This is a genomic window from Massilia antarctica (assembly GCF_015689335.1).
Lineage (GTDB): Bacteria > Pseudomonadota > Gammaproteobacteria > Burkholderiales > Burkholderiaceae_D > Telluria_A > Telluria_A antarctica.
Window position 1 is genome coordinate 2,429,280 of the sequence record NZ_CP065053.1, and the last position, 19,674, is coordinate 2,448,953.

The 19,674-nt window shown below is 63.6% G+C and carries 17 protein-coding genes; 14 read left to right on the forward strand and 3 right to left on the reverse strand.

Translation table 11 applies throughout. From position 1 onward, the window contains the following. Window positions 1-40 precede the first annotated feature (40 nt). The 5 genes from IV454_RS11040 to IV454_RS11060 all read left to right on the forward strand — a co-directional run bounded on the left by IV454_RS11040 (window position 41) and on the right by IV454_RS11060 (window position 7,099). Window positions 41-1,231, forward strand: a complete 1,191-nt coding sequence (locus IV454_RS11040) for a sensor histidine kinase (protein ID WP_229522182.1) — start codon at window positions 41-43, stop codon at window positions 1,229-1,231. After that, the gene (locus IV454_RS11045; RefSeq protein ID WP_206091488.1) at window positions 1,228-2,007 is read left to right on the forward strand and encodes a LytR/AlgR family response regulator transcription factor; all 780 of its coding nucleotides are present in this window, start codon (window positions 1,228-1,230) and stop codon (window positions 2,005-2,007) included. Before IV454_RS11040 ends, IV454_RS11045 begins: the two co-directional genes overlap by 4 nt. Before the next feature lie 231 nt (window positions 2,008-2,238). Next, window positions 2,239-6,267 carry a DUF3683 domain-containing protein gene (locus tag IV454_RS11050; RefSeq protein WP_206091489.1) on the forward strand — a complete coding sequence of 1,343 codons (4,029 nt, stop codon included), beginning with the start codon at window positions 2,239-2,241 and terminating at the stop codon, window positions 6,265-6,267. Next, entirely contained in the window at window positions 6,264-6,686 is a 423-nt protein-coding gene (locus tag IV454_RS11055) for an HIT family protein (protein WP_206091490.1), read from the forward strand. The genes IV454_RS11050 and IV454_RS11055 overlap by 4 nt, the downstream gene beginning before the upstream one ends. Continuing rightward, entirely contained in the window at window positions 6,683-7,099 is a 417-nt protein-coding gene (locus IV454_RS11060; protein ID WP_206091491.1) for a gamma-butyrobetaine hydroxylase family protein, read from the forward strand. The genes IV454_RS11055 and IV454_RS11060 overlap by 4 nt, the downstream gene beginning before the upstream one ends. 131 nt (window positions 7,100-7,230) lie before the next feature. On the opposite strand, the gene IV454_RS11065 is transcribed toward IV454_RS11060, so the two are convergent. The 3 genes from IV454_RS11065 to IV454_RS11075 all read right to left on the reverse strand — a co-directional run bounded on the left by IV454_RS11065 (window position 7,231) and on the right by IV454_RS11075 (window position 9,540). Continuing rightward, the gene (locus IV454_RS11065; protein WP_206091492.1) at window positions 7,231-7,590 is read right to left on the reverse strand and encodes a hypothetical protein; all 360 of its coding nucleotides are present in this window, start codon (window positions 7,588-7,590) and stop codon (window positions 7,231-7,233) included. 40 nt (window positions 7,591-7,630) lie between these two features. Beyond that, window positions 7,631-8,695: a hypothetical protein gene (locus IV454_RS11070; RefSeq protein WP_206091493.1), complete on the reverse strand. Its 1,065-nt coding sequence runs from the start codon at window positions 8,693-8,695 to the stop codon at window positions 7,631-7,633. 83 nt (window positions 8,696-8,778) lie between these two features. Further along, a complete protein-coding gene (locus IV454_RS11075) occupies window positions 8,779-9,540 on the reverse strand; it encodes a DeoR/GlpR family DNA-binding transcription regulator (RefSeq protein ID WP_099873929.1) in 762 nt (253 codons plus the stop codon). Between the two features lie 145 nt (window positions 9,541-9,685). Between IV454_RS11075 and glpD the strand changes: the two genes are divergently transcribed. The 9 genes from glpD (at window position 9,686) to ubiE (ending at window position 19,670) form a co-directional block, all read left to right on the forward strand. Then, entirely contained in the window at window positions 9,686-11,212 is a 1,527-nt protein-coding gene (glpD, locus tag IV454_RS11080; RefSeq protein WP_206091494.1) for a glycerol-3-phosphate dehydrogenase, read from the forward strand. Window positions 11,213-11,282: 70 nt separating this feature from the next. Further along, window positions 11,283-12,383: an ABC transporter ATP-binding protein gene (locus IV454_RS11085; RefSeq protein ID WP_206091495.1), complete on the forward strand. Its 1,101-nt coding sequence runs from the start codon at window positions 11,283-11,285 to the stop codon at window positions 12,381-12,383. Window positions 12,384-12,385: 2 nt separating this feature from the next. After that, complete coding sequence (locus tag IV454_RS11090; protein WP_206091496.1) at window positions 12,386-13,468, forward strand: ABC transporter ATP-binding protein; 1,083 nt, start codon at window positions 12,386-12,388, stop codon at window positions 13,466-13,468. Between the two features lies 1 nt (window position 13,469). Next, window positions 13,470-14,339 carry a carbohydrate ABC transporter permease gene (locus IV454_RS11095; RefSeq protein ID WP_206091497.1) on the forward strand — a complete coding sequence of 290 codons (870 nt, stop codon included), beginning with the start codon at window positions 13,470-13,472 and terminating at the stop codon, window positions 14,337-14,339. Further along, window positions 14,336-15,136, forward strand: a complete 801-nt coding sequence (locus tag IV454_RS11100; protein WP_166890062.1) for a carbohydrate ABC transporter permease — start codon at window positions 14,336-14,338, stop codon at window positions 15,134-15,136. The genes IV454_RS11095 and IV454_RS11100 overlap by 4 nt, the downstream gene beginning before the upstream one ends. 1 nt (window position 15,137) lies before the next feature. Next, the gene (locus IV454_RS11105; protein WP_181002724.1) at window positions 15,138-15,422 is read left to right on the forward strand and encodes a DUF2160 domain-containing protein; all 285 of its coding nucleotides are present in this window, start codon (window positions 15,138-15,140) and stop codon (window positions 15,420-15,422) included. Between the two features lie 60 nt (window positions 15,423-15,482). Continuing rightward, complete coding sequence (locus IV454_RS11110) at window positions 15,483-17,207, forward strand: ABC transporter substrate-binding protein (RefSeq protein ID WP_054265958.1); 1,725 nt, start codon at window positions 15,483-15,485, stop codon at window positions 17,205-17,207. A 137-nt stretch (window positions 17,208-17,344) separates the two neighbouring features. Beyond that, on the forward strand, window positions 17,345-18,829 hold the full coding sequence (glpK, locus tag IV454_RS11115) for a glycerol kinase GlpK (RefSeq protein WP_206091498.1): 1,485 nt from the start codon (window positions 17,345-17,347) through the stop codon (window positions 18,827-18,829). Between the two features lie 106 nt (window positions 18,830-18,935). Continuing rightward, the gene (ubiE, locus tag IV454_RS11120) at window positions 18,936-19,670 is read left to right on the forward strand and encodes a bifunctional demethylmenaquinone methyltransferase/2-methoxy-6-polyprenyl-1,4-benzoquinol methylase UbiE (RefSeq protein WP_054265960.1); all 735 of its coding nucleotides are present in this window, start codon (window positions 18,936-18,938) and stop codon (window positions 19,668-19,670) included. Window positions 19,671-19,674: the final 4 nt, after the last annotated feature.

Here is a 19,674-nt window from a genome sequence, read left to right on the forward strand (position 1 = left end):
GCCCGCGCAACACCGGTATGTGACGAGTCGCCGGAACTGGATGACGAAGGCCGCAGCATGGCGGAAAATTGGCGCGGTGGCGCTGGTATACTTTGCATCGATGACCACCGCACAGAATCCGCCCCCGCAAACCAGCCTGCCCAAGGCCCTCCTGACGATTGTGTTGATCTGGACGGTGCTGTGTGCGATCGGCGCCGTCGGTAACCACAGCGACAATTTGCAACGCGGCGGCGTCAGCCACTCCTACGTGCATTTGTTCTGGCTCTGGTGGCGCGAGCACCTGCTGCTGATGTCGATGAGCTTCGCGTGCTACGCATTTTTTACCGCCCGCCCGGCGGCGCTGGGCAGCGTGCCGCGCATCCTTGTCGCCTACCTGCTGGCCGCGGCCGTGTTCACGCCGCTCGAACTGCTTAATGCCGGCATGCTCAAACTATACAACGAGGGTGCGCTGTCTGGACTTGCGCCGGTTGTCGACGCCGCGCTGGCGCGCTCGCGATTCTGGCAGTTCATGGCGCTGGTGTGGGTGACGTTCACGTTCGTGGCCGTGGTGGCCGCGTGCAGCTGGCGCGAAGGCCGCCGGCGCGAGCAGGCCTGGATGCGCTCCCAGAGCGACAATCTGAATCTTCGGCTGGAGCTGGAGCAGCAACGCTTGCTGGCGCTGCGCGGCCAGCTGGAACCGCATTTTCTTTTCAATGCCTTGAACGCCATCAGCGCGCTGGTGCGCTCGGACGACAAGCGGGTGGCGCTGGACGGCATCAACCACCTGAGTGCCTTGCTGCGCTATGCGCTGGAAGCGAGCGCGCGCGATCACGTCGGCGTGCGCGAAGAGCGCCAGTTCCTCGACGACTACCTGGCCTTGCAGCGCTTGCGTTACGGCGCGCGCCTGCGGATCAGTATCGAAGGCGACAGCGAGGCGGTGCTGGACGGCGACATGCCGCCGCTGCTGCTGCAACCGCTGATCGAAAACGCGCTGCGCCATGACCTGGACTGTCACGACCGCCCGAGCGATATCCGCGTCGCCTTCGCCGCGGGCGCGGGCCGCCTGACGGTCCACGTATCCAACCCGGCCGGCGAGGCCCGCTCGGCCAATCCCGGCCTCGGACTGGGCCTGCGCCATGTCCGCGCGCGCCTTCAACTGGCCTACGGCGACAGCGCCTCACTGCAAACGGGCCTGGACGAGGGCCGCTTCGTGGTCGACATCCGCATGCCGCTGCATGCACCCGACACATGATGGTGCGCGCGTTGATCGTCGACGACGAGGAACCGGGCCGGGTCAACCTGCGCTACGCCCTGGCCGACCACGCGCGCTGGCAAGTTGTTGGCGAGTGCCCCAGCGCGGCCGCGGCGCAGGTCTGCATCGCCGCGCAGGATATCGACGTGGTATTCCTCGATATCCAGATGCCGGGCGACTCCGGCCTGGTGCTGGCGCGCGCCTTGGCCGGCTTGGCCAACCCGCCGCTGGTCATTTTTGTCACCGCGCATAACGCCTTTGCGCTGGAGGCGTTCGAGGTGCACGCCCTCGACTACCTGCTCAAACCCGTCCACGATGCGCGCCTGGCCGCGGCCCTGGCGCGCGCCGAAGCGATGCTGGAACTGCGTCAGCGGCCAGCCTACGGCGCGGCGTTGCGCGCCTGGGCCGACGCCGGCGACGAAGGTCCCGGCACGCCGGAGCGCTACTGGCAGCAAGTGAGCGTGCGCTCGGTCGGCCGCATCGAATGCATCCGGCTGGGCGACGTCGACTGGATCGAAACCTGCGGTAATTATGTCAGCCTGCACCTGAGCGCGCGCAAGGTCATGTACCGCTTGCCCCTCAGCCGCCTGCTGGCCCATCTCGATCCGGCCTGTTTTCTCCGCGTGCATCGCGGCGCCGTGGTGCGCACCTGCCAGGCCGCCAATCTGGAGGTGGTGGGCGACGGCGCGTGGCGCCTGACCCTGCGCTCGGGTGTCCTCGTGGCCGTGAGCGAACGCTATGTCGAGGCCCTGCGTGCGGCCATGCGGGAGCGCTGATCCGATGGCTGATTCAGCATATCGTTCCGGAAAACGCGACTTCGGCCGAATTTTGATCGGCAGAGAGTGATTTTAAATCCAAAAATTCTTGTCAATTTCTCAAATCGCCACCGATTCGTTTGTGCCCTTTCCGCCTTTAGCCCTTGCAAAAGCGAAGGCTGTTCCTGCGTGGTGCAGCGCAATACGCTAGAATGAACTCCCTTAGGGTCAGTCCACATAGTCCACCAATACATGAACGCCCCCGCACAAATCCAAGCACTTCTGGCCGAAACGCCAAACGGTCACGCCGCCACCCGCCTGCGCGAAATCCCTTATAACTACACCTCGTTTTCGGACCGCGAAATCGTGATTCGTCTGCTGGGCGAGTCATCCTGGGAGCTGCTCGACGAATTGCGCGGCTCGCGTCAGACCGGGCGCTCGGCGCGCATGCTGTACGAGGTGCTGGGCGATATCTGGGTGGTGCGGCGCAATCCCTACCTCCAGGACGACATGCTGGACAACCCGAAGCGGCGCCAGGAACTGATCGACGCGCTGCATCACCGCCTGGCCGAAGTGGACAAGCGCCGCACCAGCGTCGACGCGGAGGGCGGCGACGACCCGGCCGGCGAAGTCGCGCGGGCGCGCAGCGCCAACGTGGAAAAGCTGCTCAAGGCGGCGTCCAAGGCGGTCGAAGACTTCGGCAACGAGTTCCGCCAGACCTGGGACCTGCGCAAGCGCACCACCAAGGTGCTGGGCCGCTACACCGAGAAACACAACATCTGCTTCGACGGCATGAAGCGCGTCGCCCACGTGACCGACGCCACCGACTGGCGCGTCGAATATCCGTTCGTGGTGCTCACACCCGACACCGAAGACGAGATGGCGGGCCTGGTAAAAGGCTGCATCGAACTCGGACTGACCATCATTCCGCGCGGCGGAGGAACCGGCTACACCGGCGGCGCCATTCCGCTCACGCCCATGTCGGCCGTCATCAACACCGAAAAACTGGTCACCCTGGGCGAGGTCGAAATGACCATGCTGCCCGGCGTGGACCATGAATACGCGACCATCCATTCGGGCGCCGGCGTGGTCACCAAGCGCGTTTCCGACGCCGCCGAAAAGGCCGGCTTCGTGTTCGCGGTCGACCCGACGTCGGCCGAGGCCTCCTGCATCGGCGGCAACGTCGCCATGAATGCCGGCGGCAAGAAGGCCGTGTTGTGGGGCACCGCGCTCGACAACCTGGCGTCGTGGAAGATGGTCGACCCGAACGGCGACTGGCTCGAAGTGACCCGCATCGGCCACAATCTGTCGAAGATCCACGACGCGCCGACCGCCACCTTCAAGCTCGAATGGACCCATCCGAATGCGCGCGGCGAGGCGAAAGACGCGCCCTTCAAGACCGAGATGCTGGTCATCGAAGGCCGGCGCTTCCGCAAGGAAGGCCTGGGCAAGGACGTCACCGACAAATTCCTGGCCGGCCTGCCGGGCATCCAGAAAGAAGGCTGCGATGGCCTGATCACGTCGGCGCGCTGGATCCTGCACAAGATGCCGAAGTACGCGCGCACCGTCTGCCTCGAATTCTTCGGCCAGGCGCGCGACGCGATTCCATCGATCGTCGAAATCAAGGATTACCTCGACGGCCTGCCGGCCAAGGGCGGCCCCGCTTTCGCGACCATTCGCCTGGCCGGCCTGGAACACCTCGATGAGCGCTATCTGCGCGCGGTCGGCTACGCCACCAAATCGAAACGCGGCGTGCTGCCGAAAATGGCGCTGTTCGGCGACATCGTCGGCGACGACGAGAACGCGGTGGCGCAAGCCGCCTCGGAAGTGGTGCGCATCGCGAACACCCGTGTGGGCGAAGGCTTCGTGGCCGTCAGCCCGGAAGCGCGCAAGAAGTTCTGGCTCGACCGCGCCCGCACCGCGGCCATTGCGCGCCACACCAACGCCTTCAAGATCAACGAAGACGTGGTCATTCCGCTCAATCGCATGGGCGAATACACCGATGGCATCGAGCGTATCAACATCGAGCTGTCGATCAAGAACAAGCTGCAGCTGACCGACGCACTGCGCGCGTTTTTCGCGGCCGGCAATCTGCCGGTCGGTAAAAGCGACGACGCCTCGGGCGAATCGATCGGCGACGAAGAAATGCTGGGCGACCGCGTGCAGCAAGCGAGCGAACTGCTCGACGCCGTGCACGCGCGCTGGACCTGGCTGCTGGCCGAACTCGACCAGCCGCTGGCAGGCGCGCGCGACGCCTTGCGCGCCATCGGCTTGGACCGCCTCGACGTCGTGTTCGACGAACGCCTGGCGCAGCAGCCCGGCGCCACCCTGTTCGACGTGGTCCAGGACCGCACCGTGCGCGTCTCATGGAAGCAGGAGATCCGCGCGCAGCTGCGCCAGATCTTCAACGGCGCCGCCTACAAGCTCATTCTCGACGAATCGAGCGCGATCCACCAGAAGGTGCTGCGTTCGCGCGTGTTCGTGGCGCTGCACATGCACGCCGGCGACGGCAATGTGCACACCAACCTGCCGGTCAATTCCGACGACTACGCCATGCTGCAGGATGCGCACGAAGCCGTGGGCCGCATCATGAAGCTGGCGCGTTCGCTCGACGGCGTGATCTCGGGCGAGCATGGCATCGGCATCACCAAGCTCGAATTTTTGACCGAAGAAGAAATCGGCGAATTCCGCGACTACAAGCTGCGCATCGATCCGGAAGGGCGCTTCAACAAGGGCAAGCTGCTTAACCTGCCCGAGTTCGGGGCTGACCTGCGCAACGCCTACACGCCGTCGTTCGGCCTGATGGGCCACGAATCGCTGATCATGCAGCAGAGCGATATCGGCGAGATCGCCAACAGCATCAAGGATTGCCTGCGCTGCGGTAAATGCAAACCGGTGTGCACCACTCACGTTCCGCGCGCGAACCTGCTGTATTCGCCGCGCGACAAGATCCTGGCGACGTCGTCGCTGATCGAAGCGTTCCTGTACGAAGAACAGACCCGCCGCGGCGTCTCGATCAAGCACTGGGAAGAATTCGAAGACGTGGCCGACCACTGCACCGTGTGCCACAAATGCGTCACGCCATGCCCGGTCAACATCGACTTCGGCGACGTGTCGATGAACATGCGTAACCTGCTGCGCAAGATGGACAAGAAGACCTTCAGGCCGGCCAATGCGGCGGCGATGTTCTTCCTGAACGCGACCGACCCGGTGACCATCAACGCCACGCGCCAGGTGATGGCTGGCTGGGGCTTCAAGGCGCAGCGCTTCGGGCACAACGTGCTGAAAAAATTCGCCAAGAAGCAGACCCGCGCACCGCTGCCGACCACCGGCAAGGCGCCGGTGCGCGAGCAGGTGATCCACTTCATCAACAAGAAAATGCCGGGCAACCTGCCCAAGAAGACCGCGCGCGCGCTGCTCGACATCGAAGACGACAAGATCATCCCGATCATCCGCAACCCCAAGGTGACCACGGCCGATACCGAAGCCGTGTTCTACTTCCCGGGCTGCGGGTCGGAGCGATTGTTCTCGCAGGTGGGCCTGGCCACGCAGGCGATGCTGTGGGAAGTCGGCGTGCAGACAGTGCTGCCGCCGGGTTACCTGTGCTGCGGCTATCCGCAGCGCGGCGCCGGCCAGTACGACAAGGCCGACAAGATGATGACGGATAACCGCGTGCTGTTCCACCGCATGGCCAATACGCTCAACTACCTCGACATCAAGACCGTGCTGGTGTCGTGCGGTACCTGCTACGACCAGCTGGCGACCTACGAGTTCGACAAGATCTTCCCCGGTTGCCGCATCATGGACATCCACGAGTACCTGCTCGAAAAAGGCGTGAAGCTCGAAGGCGTCAGCGGCACCCGCTACATGTACCACGAGCCTTGCCACAATCCGATGAAGCTGCAGGATTCGGTCAAGACCGTCAATGCGCTGGTGTCGACGGTGGACAACGTGAAGATCGAGAAGAACGACCGCTGCTGCGGCGAGTCCGGTACTTTCGGGGTGTCGCGTCCCGACATCGCCACGCAGGTGCGCTTCCGCAAGGAAGACGAGATGGAGAAGGGCGCCGACAAGCTGCGTGCCGATGGCTTCAGCGGCGACGTCAAGATCCTGACCAGCTGCCCATCGTGCCTGCAAGGCCTGTCGCGCTACAACGACGATGCGGGCACCACCGCCGACTACATCGTTATCGAAATCGCGCGCCACAAGCTGGGCGAAAACTGGCTGCCCGAATACGTGGCCCGTGCCAACAGCGGCGGCATCGAAAGGGTACTGGTATGACGTGCGAACTGTGTGAGCTGGCGGTCGAACCGGTCTGGCGCAACGACAAGCTGTCGGTCATCCTGGTCGACGACACCGCCTATCCGGGCTTTTGCCGTGTGATCTGGAACGATCACGTCAAGGAAATGACCGACCTGGCGCCGAGCGACCGCCTGGTGCTCACCGACGCGGTGTGGCATGTGGAACTGGCGCTGCGCGATGTGATGAAGCCCGATAAGATCAATGTCGCCAGCCTTGGCAACATGACGCCGCACCTGCACTGGCACGTCATTCCCCGCTACGCCGACGACGCGCACTTTCCCAATCCCGTGTGGACGGTGGCGGTGCGCGCGACCGACGAATCGACCCTGGCGGAGCGCCGCGCGCGCCTGCCGAAACTGGCGGCCGATATTGTCCGCCGCATGGAAAAACCAGCATGAACCCAACCGCACTGACCGTCCACCAGAAGTCCCGCGTGCTCGATATCGCATTCGACGACGGCAGCAGTTTTTCGATTCCGTTCGAGCTGCTGCGCGTGTACTCGCCATCGGCCGAAGTGCGCGGCCACGGGCAGGGGCAGGAAGTGCTCCAGCTGGGCAAGCGCGATGTCGGCGTCACGGCGCTCGAACCCGTTGGTAACTACGCGGTGCAGCCGACCTTCTCGGACGGCCACAACACCGGTTTGTTCTCGTGGGATTACCTGTACAAGCTCGGTAGCGAGCAAGCCGCCTTGTGGGCCGACTACATGGCGCGCCTGCACGCCGCCGGTTTCGAGGGCGACGCCGGCCGCGAGCCGGGCGCCGAGCTGCCGGGCGTGCCGACGGCGGCCAAGGGCTGCGGCCACAAGCACTGATTTTCAATCGAGGTCGCGCCGCCAATTGTATGGCTGACACCATTACATTTCGGACTCAGTCGCTTGAAAAAGCGACCCCGCGCAGTCATCGGCGGCTATCGTAGCCGGTGAGATGCCTGCCGGCCGTGGAATCAGAGACGCGCTTCGCTCGTGTCGATGTCAACACTGTAGACTTCGCAGTCCTCATTGTAGAAAAGCTTGGCGAAGAAATAGCGTGGGGTGACAATTCCGCATCGCTCGTCAACGACACCGCCGACTGCCACCACAATGCGCGCTTCTGTCGATTCACAATAATGGTTGAATTGACAGACTCTCGTTAGAACCGTGATCTCGGTGGGTACGGGAAAAAAGAAATCCTGTCCACTCACCTCGCAGCGAATGTGGTCGCCTCTTACGATCCCGTCGTCTTCCGCAAATGCATAAAAGTCCGCAGCGACCCGCTCATCTGAAAAAAGCGTGGTGAGATCGGTTTTGATGTCGTTCAAGGTCATTCAAAATTCTTTACAGGTTGAGTGACGGGCGATCAAGCGCTTACGCCGCCAGCGCCTGCGGCGACACGCCGGCCGACTGCATCGCACCGGCGCGCGCGTAGATCGCGGCGGCCACCGGCGAACTCAGTTCGACCACCAGGCGGCGCCGTTCGGCTGTCGCCAGGCGGTCGTTGATCTGGCTGAAAATCTCCAGCGGCCCCAGTTCCTGCGCCTTGAGCTGGACGCCAAGCGCATCGACCATCGGATACTCCGCCAGCTTGGCGATGACATCGTCCACATTCATGCCGGCGTGGATGACGATCAGTTGCGATTCCAGACGCGCCCAGGTCTCGACCGTCAGCTTGAGCTTGCGCTTGGTGTTATCGAGCAGCGCGACCTGCACCGCTTCGATCCAGGCGACATGGTTCATCTCCAGCGCATTTTCGAGCTGGTGCCCGTGCAGGGTGTCGGCGGCGCCCATGGCGGCCGCGTGCGACTTGATCTGGGGCAGGGTCGGGGCGGCAGCCAGCTGATGATCCATGCGCGCCGCATGCACCCGTTCAAACAGCACGATCAGGTTGTTCACATCGAGGGGCCGCCCTTCCGGCGTGGCGGCAAACGCTGCGACCGCCGAACGCCAAGAGGCCTTGTTGTTGGGTTCCACCGTCAAGGTGGGAAGGCGCAAGGCGCGCGCGCCGGGAGCGCCGCTCAGCACCCCCACCGTGCCGCTGCCCGAGAGCTTCATGAATTCGACGAACGGGCGCATGCCGCGCTGCAGGCCCACCAGGCCGACGATCTTGCTGTCCGGGTGCTGGCCGATGATGTACACCCGCTGGTCTTCGTCGGACGCGAAGGTGCCGATCAGTTTCATGCGGTGGTTGGTCATCCCCGACCACAGTTTTTTCATCTCGGCGTAGGCATCGGCGTCTTCCTCGCCGATATATTCACGTCCCAGCGGCTGCACGCGCAGGCGCACGCGCGCGGTTTGCTCGACCAGGTACGGTGCGTACAGCTTGAAATCGCCCGCCAGCCTGGTGACCTGAGTGCGCTGCAAGTAGAAGTAACCGGCCGCCACGGCGCCGGCCACAATCACAAGCACGGCAAGAATCATCAGAAAAGTCGACATGCTCATTCGCTAACAAAATAGGGGGAGACAGGGTAACATCAATCATCCCCCAAAAACCGCCAGCGGCCCAGTGCTCACGTCAATTATTGCGCAATTACAACATTCACCTTGGCCTCGCGCAACACCCGGGCCAGCGCCTCGGGCGGTTTGGCGTCGGTGAACAGCACGTCGATCTGCGAGGCGTGGGCCATGCGCATCAGCGCCTGGCGCCCGAATTTGTCGTGGTCGGCCACCAGCCACACTGCGCGCGACTGCTCGATGATGGCCTGCGCCACCTTCACTTCGCGCGGGTCGAAGTCGCGCAGGGTGCCATCGGGCTCGATGCTCGAAATGCCGATGATGCCGATATCGACCTTGAACTGGCGGATGAAATCGATGGTCGTTTCGCCCACGATGCCGCGGTCGCGCCCGCGCACCACGCCGCCGGCCAGGATCACTTCGCATCCGGGGCTGTCGCACAGAATCGTCGCCACATTGAGGTTGTTGGTCACCACATGCAGTCCCTGGTGGTGCACCAGCGCGCGCGCCACTTCCTCGGTGGTGGTGCCGATATTGATCAACAGCGAACAGTGCGACGGCACCTGCGCCGCCACCGCGCTGGCGATGCGGCGCTTGGCGTCCACGTTGAGCACCTGGCGGTCGCTGTAATCGATGTTCTGGACCGAGGACGGCAAGCCCACGCCGCCGTGGTAGCGCGCCAGCAGGCCCGCTTCTTCCATCAGCTTGACGTCGCGCCGCACGGTCTGCGGCGTCACTTCAAGCTGCTGCGCGAGTGCCTCCAGCGACACCGTCACCTGCTGGCGCACTGCGTCGAGAATGCGCCGCTGGCGTGGGTTGAGCGTCATCGTGGGGCTCCTGTCAAAGCGCCAAATTTATCACAAACGAAATAAAACGAAAACAAACAGATAAATTTTTGTTTCATTTTTTTCGTTTTTGTCTTATTGTTCACCTTTGCAGTGTACCCAGATTCCCCTTTTGAAGCGAGAGCGCATGAACAAGGCGGGCAATATCGCGTGTGATGTACTGGTGGTCGGCGGCGGCGTGAATGGCGCCGGCATTGCCCGTGACGCGGCGGGGCGCGGCATGTCCGTGGTCTTGTGCGAAAAGGACGACCTGGCATCGCACACCTCGTCGGCCGCGACCAAGCTGATTCACGGCGGCCTGCGTTATCTGGAGCAGTACGAATTCGGCCTGGTGCGCAAGGCGCTGATCGAGCGCGAAGTGCTGCTGCGCGCCGCTCCCCACATCATGTGGCCGATGCGCTTCGTCACCCCGGTCGACAAGGGCCAGCGCCCGGCCTGGATGATCCGCGCCGGCCTGTTCCTGTACGATCACCTGGCGCGGCGCGAGCTGCTGCCGGGGTCCGAAGGGATCGACCTGCGCCGCCATGCGGCCGGCGCGCCCCTCAAATCGACCTTTACCCGCGGCTTCGTGTATTCCGACGGCTGGGTCGACGATGCGCGCCTGGTGGTGCTCAACGCGATCGACGCCGCCGCCAAGGGCGCGTGCGTGTTCACCCGCACCGCCTGCGAATCGGCACGGCGCGAGGGCGAGCGCTGGGAAGCGCGCCTGCGCCGCGCCGACGGACAAGCCATCGACGTGAGCGCGCGCTGCATCGTCAACGCCGCCGGTCCGTGGGCGTCGCGCTTCCTGCAGGGGACCAATCCCGGGCCGGCCGACAAATCGGTGCGCCTGATCAAAGGCAGCCATATCGTGGTGCGGCGCCTGTTCGAACATCCCTACGCTTACATCTTCCAGCATCCGGACGGGCGCGTGGTGTTCGCCATTCCGTACGAGCAGGACTTCACCCTGATCGGCACCACCGACCTCGAATACCATGGCGACGCCGACAAGGTCGCCATCGACCAGGCAGAAATCGACTACCTGTGCGCGCTGGCGAGCCGCTATTTCACCAACCCGATCACGCCGGCCGATGTGGTGTGGAGCTACTCCGGCGTACGTCCGCTGCTCGACGACGAGTCCAGCGACGCCTCCGACGTCACGCGCGACTACACCTTCGAGCTTGATACGCAGGGCGCGCCAATGCTGTCCATTTTCGGCGGCAAGATCACCACCTTCCGCAAACTGGCCGAGCAAGCCGTCGACCTGATCGCACCGGTGCTGGGGAACACGCACGGCGCCTGGACCGTCAACGCCTGCCTGCCCGGCGGCGACGTGCACGGCCCGGTATCGGACAACCGCAGCGTGCTCGAATTCGACGGTTTTGTCGCTGGCCTGCAAAAGCAGTATGCGTGGCTGCCGGCGGCGCTGGTGGCTCGCTACGCGCGCGCCTACGGCACCCGCATTCACCTGATCATCGACCAGCGCACCAGCGTCGCCGCCATGGGCGCCGAGATTGTACCCGGCCTGTACGAAGCCGAAGCGGTCTACTGGATCGATCATGAATGGGCCACCACGGCGACCGACATGCTGTGGCGCCGCTCCAAGCTGGGCTTGCATTTGCCAGCCGATGCAGGCGTGGCGGTCGATGCCTGGATCACCGAATTTCGCAAGTAATAGAAGCAAATCAGAAGCAAATCCCGCCACAGGGATGCGGTAGCAAGACAAGAAAAATACAGGAGACGAGATGCAGCTGGCATTGGAAAACGTGAGCACGAAGTACGGGGCGCAGGATCACCTGTACCCGATGTCGCTCGAACTGGTACCCGGTACCATCAACGTCCTGCTGGGCACCACGCAGGCCGGCAAGACCTCGCTGATGCGGGTCATGGCGGGCCTGGACCGGCCCACGCACGGCAAGGTGATCGCCGGCGGCAAGGACGTCACAGGCCTGCCCGTACGCCAGCGCGACCTGGCGATGGTGTACCAGCAGTTCATCAACTATCCATCGTTCACGGTGTTCGACAACATCGCGTCGCCCCTGCGCATCAAGCGCGTGCCCGAAGCCGAAATCCGCACCCGGGTGGAACGCATGGCCGAACGCCTGCATATTTCGGCGCACCTGAACAAGCTGCCGGCGCAGCTGTCGGGCGGCCAGCAGCAGCGCACCGCGCTGGCGCGCGCGCTGATCAAGGAGTCGGCCCTGCTGCTGCTCGACGAGCCGCTGGTGAACCTCGACTACAAGCTGCGCGAGGAATTGCGCAAGGAGCTCGGTGCCCTGTTCGCGGAAGGGAAGACCACCGTCGTCTACGCCACCACCGAGCCGCTCGAAGCCTTGCAATTGGGCGGCCACACGGTGCTGCTGCACGAAGGACGCCTGCTGCAGCATGGTGCGACCCTCGACGTTTTCAACGCCCCCAACTCGGTCCAGAGCGCGCGCACCTTCAGCGACCCGCCGATCAACCTGATTCCAGCCACGGTCGGCGCCGATGGCATGGCCAGGGTGGCGCCGGATCTGGCGATCCCGCTGAACGACGCCCAGCGCCGCCAGGCCGCGCAGCATGGAGACGTAACGCTCGGCCTGCGCGCCCACAGCCTGCGCCTGGCGCCCCTGCACGCGGACGATTTTCCGATCGACGCCAAGGTGGAACTGGCCGAGATCAGCGGCTCGGAAACCTATGTGCATTTGCAGCGCGGCGCGATCGGGCTGGTGGCGCAACTGACCGGCGTGCATAACCTAGACCTTGGCGTGCCGTGCACGGTATACCTGCGTCCGGACGAATTGTTCGTGTTCGCACCCGGCGGCGCCTTGCTGTTTGCGCCGCCGCAGATTGAGAACGGAGTGTAAGCATGGCCCGCATCGAACTGCCCGACCTGGCGCATGCCTACAAACCGAACCCGCAGGTGCCTGAAGATTACGCACTGCGCCCCATGAACCTGACCTGGGACGATGGCGGCGCCTACGCGCTGCTCGGCCCTTCCGGCTGCGGCAAGACCACCTTGCTGAACATTATCTCGGGCCTGGTGCGTCCCTCGCACGGAAGGGTGATTTTCGATGGCAAGGACGTCACCGACCTGCCGCCGGAAGCGCGCAACATCGCGCAGGTGTTCCAGTTCCCGGTCATCTACGACACCATGACGGTGTTCGACAACCTCGCCTTCCCGCTGCGTAACCGCGGCTGGAAGGAAAGCGAAACGCGCAAGCGGGTCGAACATATCGCCTCCATGCTGGAACTGTCCAGCGACCTGAAACAGCGCGCCAGCGGCCTGGCGGTCGACGCCAAGCAAAAAATCTCGCTGGGCCGTGGCCTGGTGCGGCCGGACGTGGCCGCGGTGCTGTTCGACGAACCGCTCACGGTGATCGACCCGCACCTGAAATGGCTGCTGCGCCGCAAACTCAAGGAAATCCACCACGAACTCAAACTCTCGCTGATCTACGTCACGCACGACCAGGTCGAAGCGCTGACCTTCGCCGACAAGGTGGTCGTGATGACCCAGGGCGAAGTGGTGCAGACCGGCAGCGCGCAAGAGCTGTTCGAAGAGCCGGCGCACACCTTCGTGGGCTACTTCATCGGCAACCCCGGCATGAACCTGCTGGCCTGCCCGGTGCGCGACGGCCGCGCCTACCTTGGCGCGGACGGCATCGCGCTGCCGCCGGCGGCGCAAAGCGCATTGGCGGGAGCTGCCGGCATCACCATCGGCATCCGTCCCGAGTTCGTCGAATGCGCCAGTGCGCAGGGCGCCGACACGGTGGCTGCCACGGTGGCGAGCGTGCGCAACATGGGAACCCACTTCATGGCCGACTTTACGGTGGGCGCGCATACCGTCACCGCCAAGCTGCGCAGCGCTCCGGCGGCTGCCGGGCAAGCGGTCTGGCTGCGATTTCCGCCCGAGCGCACTCTTTATTACGTCAACGACAAGCGGGTGGCCTGACATGAAAACCTATAACAACCGCGCCTGGCTGCTGGTCCTCCCGGTGATCATCTGCGTGGCCTTTTCGGCCGTGCTGCCGCTGATGACGATCGTGAACTACTCGGTGCAGGATATTCTCAGTCCCACCAACAGCGTTTTCGTCGGCACCGAATGGTTCAAGATGATCATGCGCGACAGCGAACTGCATGGCGCGCTGGTGCGCCAGCTGGGCTTTTCGATGGCGGTGCTGCTGATCCAGCTCCCGCTCGGCATCCTGATCGCCCTGACCATGCCGGCCAGCGGCTGGCGCGCTTCGCTCGCGCTGGTGCTGATCGCGCTGCCGCTGCTGATTCCCTGGAACGTGGTCGGCACCATCTGGCAGATTTTCGGCCGCGATGACATCGGCCTGATGGGCAACACCATCAACCGCATGGGCATCAGCTACAACTACACCGGCAGCGTGGTCGACGCCTGGGTCACCGTGCTGGTGATGGACGTGTGGCACTGGACCCCGCTGGTGGTGCTGCTGGCGTACGCCGGCCTGCGCTCGATTCCCGACGCTTACTATCAGGCGGCGCGCATCGACGGCGCCTCGCGTTTCGCGGTGTTCCGCTTCATCGAGCTGCCCAAGATGCGCAATGTGCTGATGATCGGCGTGCTGCTGCGCTTCATGGACAGCTTCATGATCTACACCGAACCGTTCGTGCTGACCGGCGGCGGGCCTGGCAACGCCACCACATTTTTGTCGCAGTACCTGACGCAGAAGGCCGTGGGCCAGTTCGACCTGGGTCCGGCGGCTGCTTTTTCGCTGATCTATTTCCTCATCATCCTGCTGTTCTGCTTCGTGCTGTATAGCTGGATGCAACGTCTCGGTACGGGAGAGTCCAAATGAAGCGCATCTCCACACCGCTGCTGGTGTTCTATCTGGTGCTGGCGATGCTGCCGATTTACTGGATGTTGAACATGTCGTTCAAGACCAATGAAGAAATCACCGGCGCGCTCACCTTGTTCCCGCGCGAATTCACCCTGGCGAACTACCGCACCATCTTCACCGATCCGTCGTGGTACAGCGGCTACATCAACTCGATGATCTACGTGATGATGAACATGGTGATGTCGGTATCGGTGGCGCTGCCGGCCGCGTATGCGTTTTCGCGCTACTCCTTCATCGGCGACAAGCACCTGTTTTTCTGGCTGCTGACCAACCGCATGACGCCACCGGCGGTGTTCCTGCTGCCGTTCTTCCAGCTCTATTCGACGGTCGGCCTGATGGATACCCACCTGGCCGTGGCGCTGGTGCACATGCTGTTCAACGTGCCGCTGGCGGTCTGGATCCTGGAAGGCTTCATGTCCGGCATTCCCAAGGAAATCGACGAAACCGCGTACATCGACGGCTACAGCTTTCCGCGCTTCTTCTTCAAGATCTTCCTGCCGCTGATCAAATCTGGTGTGGGCGTGACGGCGTTTTTCTGCTTCATGTTCAGCTGGGTCGAGCTGCTGCTGGCGCGTACCTTGACCTCGGTCGACGCCAAGCCGATCACCGCCATCATGACGCGCACGGTGTCGGCCGGCGGCATGGACTGGGGTGTGCTGGCCGCGGCGGGCGTGCTGACCATCGTGCCGGGCGCGCTGGTGATCTGGTTCGTCCGCAATCATATTGCCAAGGGCTTTGCGATGGGGAGGGTGTGACATGGGAAATCTGTTTTCATGGATGGCGTGGACCGCGCCGGTGGCCATTTTCTTTTCCTGCATCGGCCTGATGCTGGCGGGGATGACGATCTGGCAGATCCGTTCGCCGTCGATCGAGCGGCGCGGCTTTTTGCCGATGTCGACCACGCGCGGCGACCGCCTGTTTATTGGCTTGCTCACCGCCGCATATGTTAACCTCGCGTGGGCGGGCCTGAGCGAGCTGCATCAGGGGTTTGGTGCGGCGATCGGATTTGTGGTGCTGTTGATTGTGATGCGCTGGGGTTGAACCGGACACCGGTGCATGGTGGGGTACTTTCTTAACGATGTACATAAAAAAGGCGGAGACATGAAATTGAAAATGACATTGATGGCGGCTGCGTTGCTGGCCACGGCGAGCGCTTGGGCTGACACCAAGGAAGCCGAAAAATGGATTGGCCAGGAATTCCAGCCGTCTACCTTGTCGAAGCAGCAGCAGATGGATGAAATGAAGTGGTTCATCGACGCCGCCGCCAAACTCAAGGCCAAGGGCATCAAGGAAATCAGCGTGGTTTCCGAGACCATCGATACCCACGTCTATGAATCGAAGGTGCTGGCCAAGGCCTTCGAGGAAATCACCGGCATCAAGGTCAAGCACGACATCATCCAGGAAGGCGACGTGGTCGAGAAGCTGCAAACGTCCATGCAGTCCGGGAAAAGCATTTATGACGGCTGGGTCTCGGATTCGGACCTGATCGGCACCCACTACCGCTATGGCGCGATCATGCCGCTGTCGGACTACATGGCGGGCGAAGGCAAGGCCTTCACCAATCCGGGCCTGGACCTGAAAGACTTCATCGGCACCAGCTTCACCACGGCGCCGGACGGCAAGCTGTATCAGCTGCCCGACCAGCAGTTCGCCAATCTGTACTGGTTCCGCGCCGACTGGTTCGCGCGCAAGGACCTCAAGGACAAGTTCAAGGCCAAGTACGGCTATGAGCTGGGCGTGCCGCAGAACTGGTCGGCGTATGAAGACATCGCCGATTTCTTCACCAATGACGTGAAGAACATCGACGGCAAGAAGGTGTTCGGCCATATGGATTACGGCAAAAAGGATCCGTCGCTCGGCTGGCGTTTCACCGACGCCTGGCTGTCGATGGCTGGCGCCGCCGACAAGGGCCTTCCGAACGGCCTGCCGGTGGACGAGTGGGGCATCCGCGTCGCTGCCGACAAGTGCACGCCGGTCGGTGCGTCGGTGTCGCGCGGCGGGGCGACCAATTCGCCGGCGGCGGTGTTCGCGTTGACCAAGTACGTCGACTGGATGAAGAAGTACGCGCCGCCGCAGGCGGGCGGCATGACGTTCTCGGAATCGGGACCGGTGCCGGCGCAGGGTGAAGTGGCGCAGCAGATTTTCTGGTACACGGCGTTCACCGCATCGATGATGAAACCGGGCCTGCCGGTGGTGCAGGCGGACGGCAAGCCGAAATGGCGCATGGCGCCGTCGCCGCACGGCCCGTACTGGAAAGAGGGCATGCAGAACGGTTACCAGGACGTGGGCTCGTGGACCTTCTTCAAGTCGACCCCGCCGGACCGGCGCGCGGCGGCCTGGCTGTATGCGCAGTTCGTCACGTCCAAGACCGTGTCGCTCAAGAAGTCGATCACGGGACTGACCTTTATTCGCGAATCGGACATCAAGCACGATTATTTCACCAAGAACGCGGATAAATACGGCGGCCTGATCGAGTTCTACCGCAGCCCGGCGCGGGTGGCGTGGACCCCGACCGGCAACAACGTGGCCGATTATCCGAAGATGGCGCAGCTGTGGTGGAAGAACGTGGCCACGGCGGTGAGCGGCGAGAAGACCCCGCAGGCGGCGATGGATAACCTGGCCGAGGAAATGGATGGCGTGATGGGGCGTTTGCAGCGCGCCGGCATGCAGAATTGCGCACCGAAGTTGAATCCCAAGGTCGACCCGGCCACGTATCTGACCGACAAGGCCGCGCCGTGGAAGAAGCTGGCCAACGAGAAGCCGAAGGGCGAGACGATTGCGTATGATGTCTTGCTCAAGGCATGGAAGGAAGGGCGGGCGCGTTAAGCCTCCACCGCGTCGTCCCCGCGCAGGCGGGGACCCAAGTTCGCTCCGTAGCAACTGAGCGTAGAACTTGGATCCCCGCCTTCGCGGGGATGACGTAGGTATCTCATGTTTTACCTATCTCATCACCGCGACCCAGCATGACCAAATTCATTCTCGCCATCGACCAGGGCACCACCAGTTCGCGCGCGATCCTGTTCGACCGCGCCGGTCACATTCACGGCGCGGCGCAACAGGAGTTCCGCCAGTTCTTCCCCCAGCCCGGCTGGGTCGAACACGACGCCAATGAAATCTGGCAGTCGCAGCGCGCCGTCATCGACGAGGTCCTGCGCACCAATCACGTGGCGGCCAGCGACATCGCCGCCATCGGCATCGCCAACCAGCGCGAAACCACCGTCCTGTGGGACCGCGCCACCGGCGAACCGGTCGCCCCCGCCATCGTCTGGCAGGACCGCCGCAGCACGCCCTGTTGCGAAGCCCTGCGCGCCGACGGCCACGAAGACCTGTTCCAGCAAAAAACCGGCCTGGTGCTGGACGCCTATTTCTCCGGCCCCAAGCTGAAATGGCTGCTCGATAACGTCCCCGGCGCGCGCGCGCGTGCCGCGCGGGGCGAACTGGCCTTCGGCACGGTCGACAGCTGGCTCATCTTCAAAATGAGCGGCAAGCACCTCACCGACCCCAGCAACGCCGCCCGTACCCTGATGTTCAACATCCACACGGCGCGCTGGGACGATGAATTGCTGGCCCTGCTCGACATTCCCCCCGGCCTGCTGCCCACGGTCGTGGCCAGCAGCGGCGTGGCCGCCCACACCGATCCGCAATTGTTCGGCGTGGCGCTGCCGATCGCGGGCATCGCCGGCGACCAGCAGGCGGCCACCTTCGGCCAGGCTTGCCACAGCCCCGGCATGGCCAAGAATACCTACGGCACCGGCTGCTTCATGCTGATGCACACCGGCCAAACGGCCACGATGTCGAAGAATAAGCTGATCAGCACGATTGGCTGGACCCTGCCCAAAGGCACCGATTACCTGCTCGAAGGCAGCGTGTTCATGGCCGGCGCCGCCATTCAGTGGCTGCGCGACGGCCTGGGCATCATCAAGCACGCGGCCGAGGTCGAAGAACTTGCGCTGGCCGTGCCCGACAATGGCGGCGTGCTGTTCGTGCCCGCCTTTGCCGGCCTGGGCGCGCCGCACTGGGACGCCTACGCGCGCGGCACCATGGTCGGCATGACGCGCGGCACCAACAAGTCGCACATCGCGCGCGCCACCCTGGAGAGCATCGCCCTGCAAAGTGCCGACGTGCTCGTCGCCATGCAGGCCGACGCCGCCATGCCGCTGACCCAGCTGCGGGTCGATGGCGGCGCCGCCCGTAACAACCTGCTGATGCAGTTCCAGGCCGATATTCTCGGCGTGCCGGTGGTGCGTCCGGTGGTGACCGAAACCACGGCCCTGGGCGCGGCCTTCCTGGCCGGGCTGGCGGTGGGCTTCTGGGCCTCGCAGGAGGAAATCGCGGCCCAGTGGCAGATGGAACGCCGCTTCGAGCCCGCCATGTCGGTCGATGAGCGTGCGCAGCGGATGGACGAGTGGCGGCGCGCGGTGGAACGCTCGCGCGCCTGGAGCCAGTAGGGCGCCGGGGGCTGCTCGCGCTGCTTGCGGCAAGGTGGCGCGTCGCCTAGCGTGCCGCTGCCGTGGCGCGCTTGTATAATGCACGCAGACAAACGGCAGCCCTACTATGACAAACAGCACACATTTCGGTTACAAAACGGTCTCCGAGGACGACAAGGTCCACGAAGTGGCCAAGGTGTTCCATTCGGTCGCATCCAAGTACGATGTGATGAACGACCTGATGTCGGGCGGCCTGCACCGGCTGTGGAAGACTTTTACTATCGCCAACGCCGGCGTGCGCCCCGGCTTCAAGGTGCTCGACATCGCCGGCGGCACGGGCGACCTGGCCAAGGCCTTCGCCAAACAGGCCGGCAAGACCGGCGAAGTCTGGCTCACCGACATCAACGAATCGATGCTGCGCGTCGGCCGCGACCGCTTGCTCAACAAGGGCCTGATCACGCCGACCCTGCTGTGCGACGCTGAAAAGCTGCCCTTCCCCGACAATTACTTCGACCGGGTCAGCGTGGCCTTCGGCCTGCGCAACATGACCCACAAGGACCAGGCGCTGGCGGAAATGCGGCGCGTCCTGAAACCGGGCGGCAAGCTGCTGGTGCTGGAATTTTCCAAGGTCGCCGCGCCCCTGCAAAAGCCCTACGACGTGTATTCCTTCTCGGTGCTGCCGTGGCTGGGCCAGAAAATCGCCGGCGATTCCGACAGCTACCGCTACCTGGCCGAGTCGATCCGCATGCATCCGGACCAGGAAACCCTCAAGACCATGATGGAGACGGCCGGCCTGGAGCGGGTCCAGTATTTCAATTTGACGGCCGGCGTGGCGGCACTGCACACCGGTATCAAGTTCTAGGAAG

What these genes read in the sequence shown, in the direction of transcription:
- IV454_RS11040 (WP_229522182.1), top strand. Translation starts at nt 41, where the DNA reads ATGACGAAGGCCGCAGCATGGCGGAAAATTGGCGCGGTGGCGCTGGTA.
- IV454_RS11045 (WP_206091488.1), top strand. Translation starts at nt 1,228, where the DNA reads ATGATGGTGCGCGCGTTGATCGTCGACGACGAGGAACCGGGCCGGGTC.
- IV454_RS11050 (WP_206091489.1), top strand. Translation starts at nt 2,239, where the DNA reads ATGAACGCCCCCGCACAAATCCAAGCACTTCTGGCCGAAACGCCAAAC.
- IV454_RS11055 (WP_206091490.1), top strand. Translation starts at nt 6,264, where the DNA reads ATGACGTGCGAACTGTGTGAGCTGGCGGTCGAACCGGTCTGGCGCAAC.
- IV454_RS11060 (WP_206091491.1), top strand. Translation starts at nt 6,683, where the DNA reads ATGAACCCAACCGCACTGACCGTCCACCAGAAGTCCCGCGTGCTCGAT.
- IV454_RS11065 (WP_206091492.1), bottom strand. Translation starts at nt 7,590, where the DNA reads ATGACCTTGAACGACATCAAAACCGATCTCACCACGCTTTTTTCAGAT.
- IV454_RS11070 (WP_206091493.1), bottom strand. Translation starts at nt 8,695, where the DNA reads ATGTCGACTTTTCTGATGATTCTTGCCGTGCTTGTGATTGTGGCCGGC.
- IV454_RS11075 (WP_099873929.1), bottom strand. Translation starts at nt 9,540, where the DNA reads ATGACGCTCAACCCACGCCAGCGGCGCATTCTCGACGCAGTGCGCCAG.
- glpD (WP_206091494.1), top strand. Translation starts at nt 9,686, where the DNA reads ATGAACAAGGCGGGCAATATCGCGTGTGATGTACTGGTGGTCGGCGGC.
- IV454_RS11085 (WP_206091495.1), top strand. Translation starts at nt 11,283, where the DNA reads ATGCAGCTGGCATTGGAAAACGTGAGCACGAAGTACGGGGCGCAGGAT.
- IV454_RS11090 (WP_206091496.1), top strand. Translation starts at nt 12,386, where the DNA reads ATGGCCCGCATCGAACTGCCCGACCTGGCGCATGCCTACAAACCGAAC.
- IV454_RS11095 (WP_206091497.1), top strand. Translation starts at nt 13,470, where the DNA reads ATGAAAACCTATAACAACCGCGCCTGGCTGCTGGTCCTCCCGGTGATC.
- IV454_RS11100 (WP_166890062.1), top strand. Translation starts at nt 14,336, where the DNA reads ATGAAGCGCATCTCCACACCGCTGCTGGTGTTCTATCTGGTGCTGGCG.
- IV454_RS11105 (WP_181002724.1), top strand. Translation starts at nt 15,138, where the DNA reads ATGGGAAATCTGTTTTCATGGATGGCGTGGACCGCGCCGGTGGCCATT.
- IV454_RS11110 (WP_054265958.1), top strand. Translation starts at nt 15,483, where the DNA reads ATGAAATTGAAAATGACATTGATGGCGGCTGCGTTGCTGGCCACGGCG.
- glpK (WP_206091498.1), top strand. Translation starts at nt 17,345, where the DNA reads ATGACCAAATTCATTCTCGCCATCGACCAGGGCACCACCAGTTCGCGC.
- ubiE (WP_054265960.1), top strand. Translation starts at nt 18,936, where the DNA reads ATGACAAACAGCACACATTTCGGTTACAAAACGGTCTCCGAGGACGAC.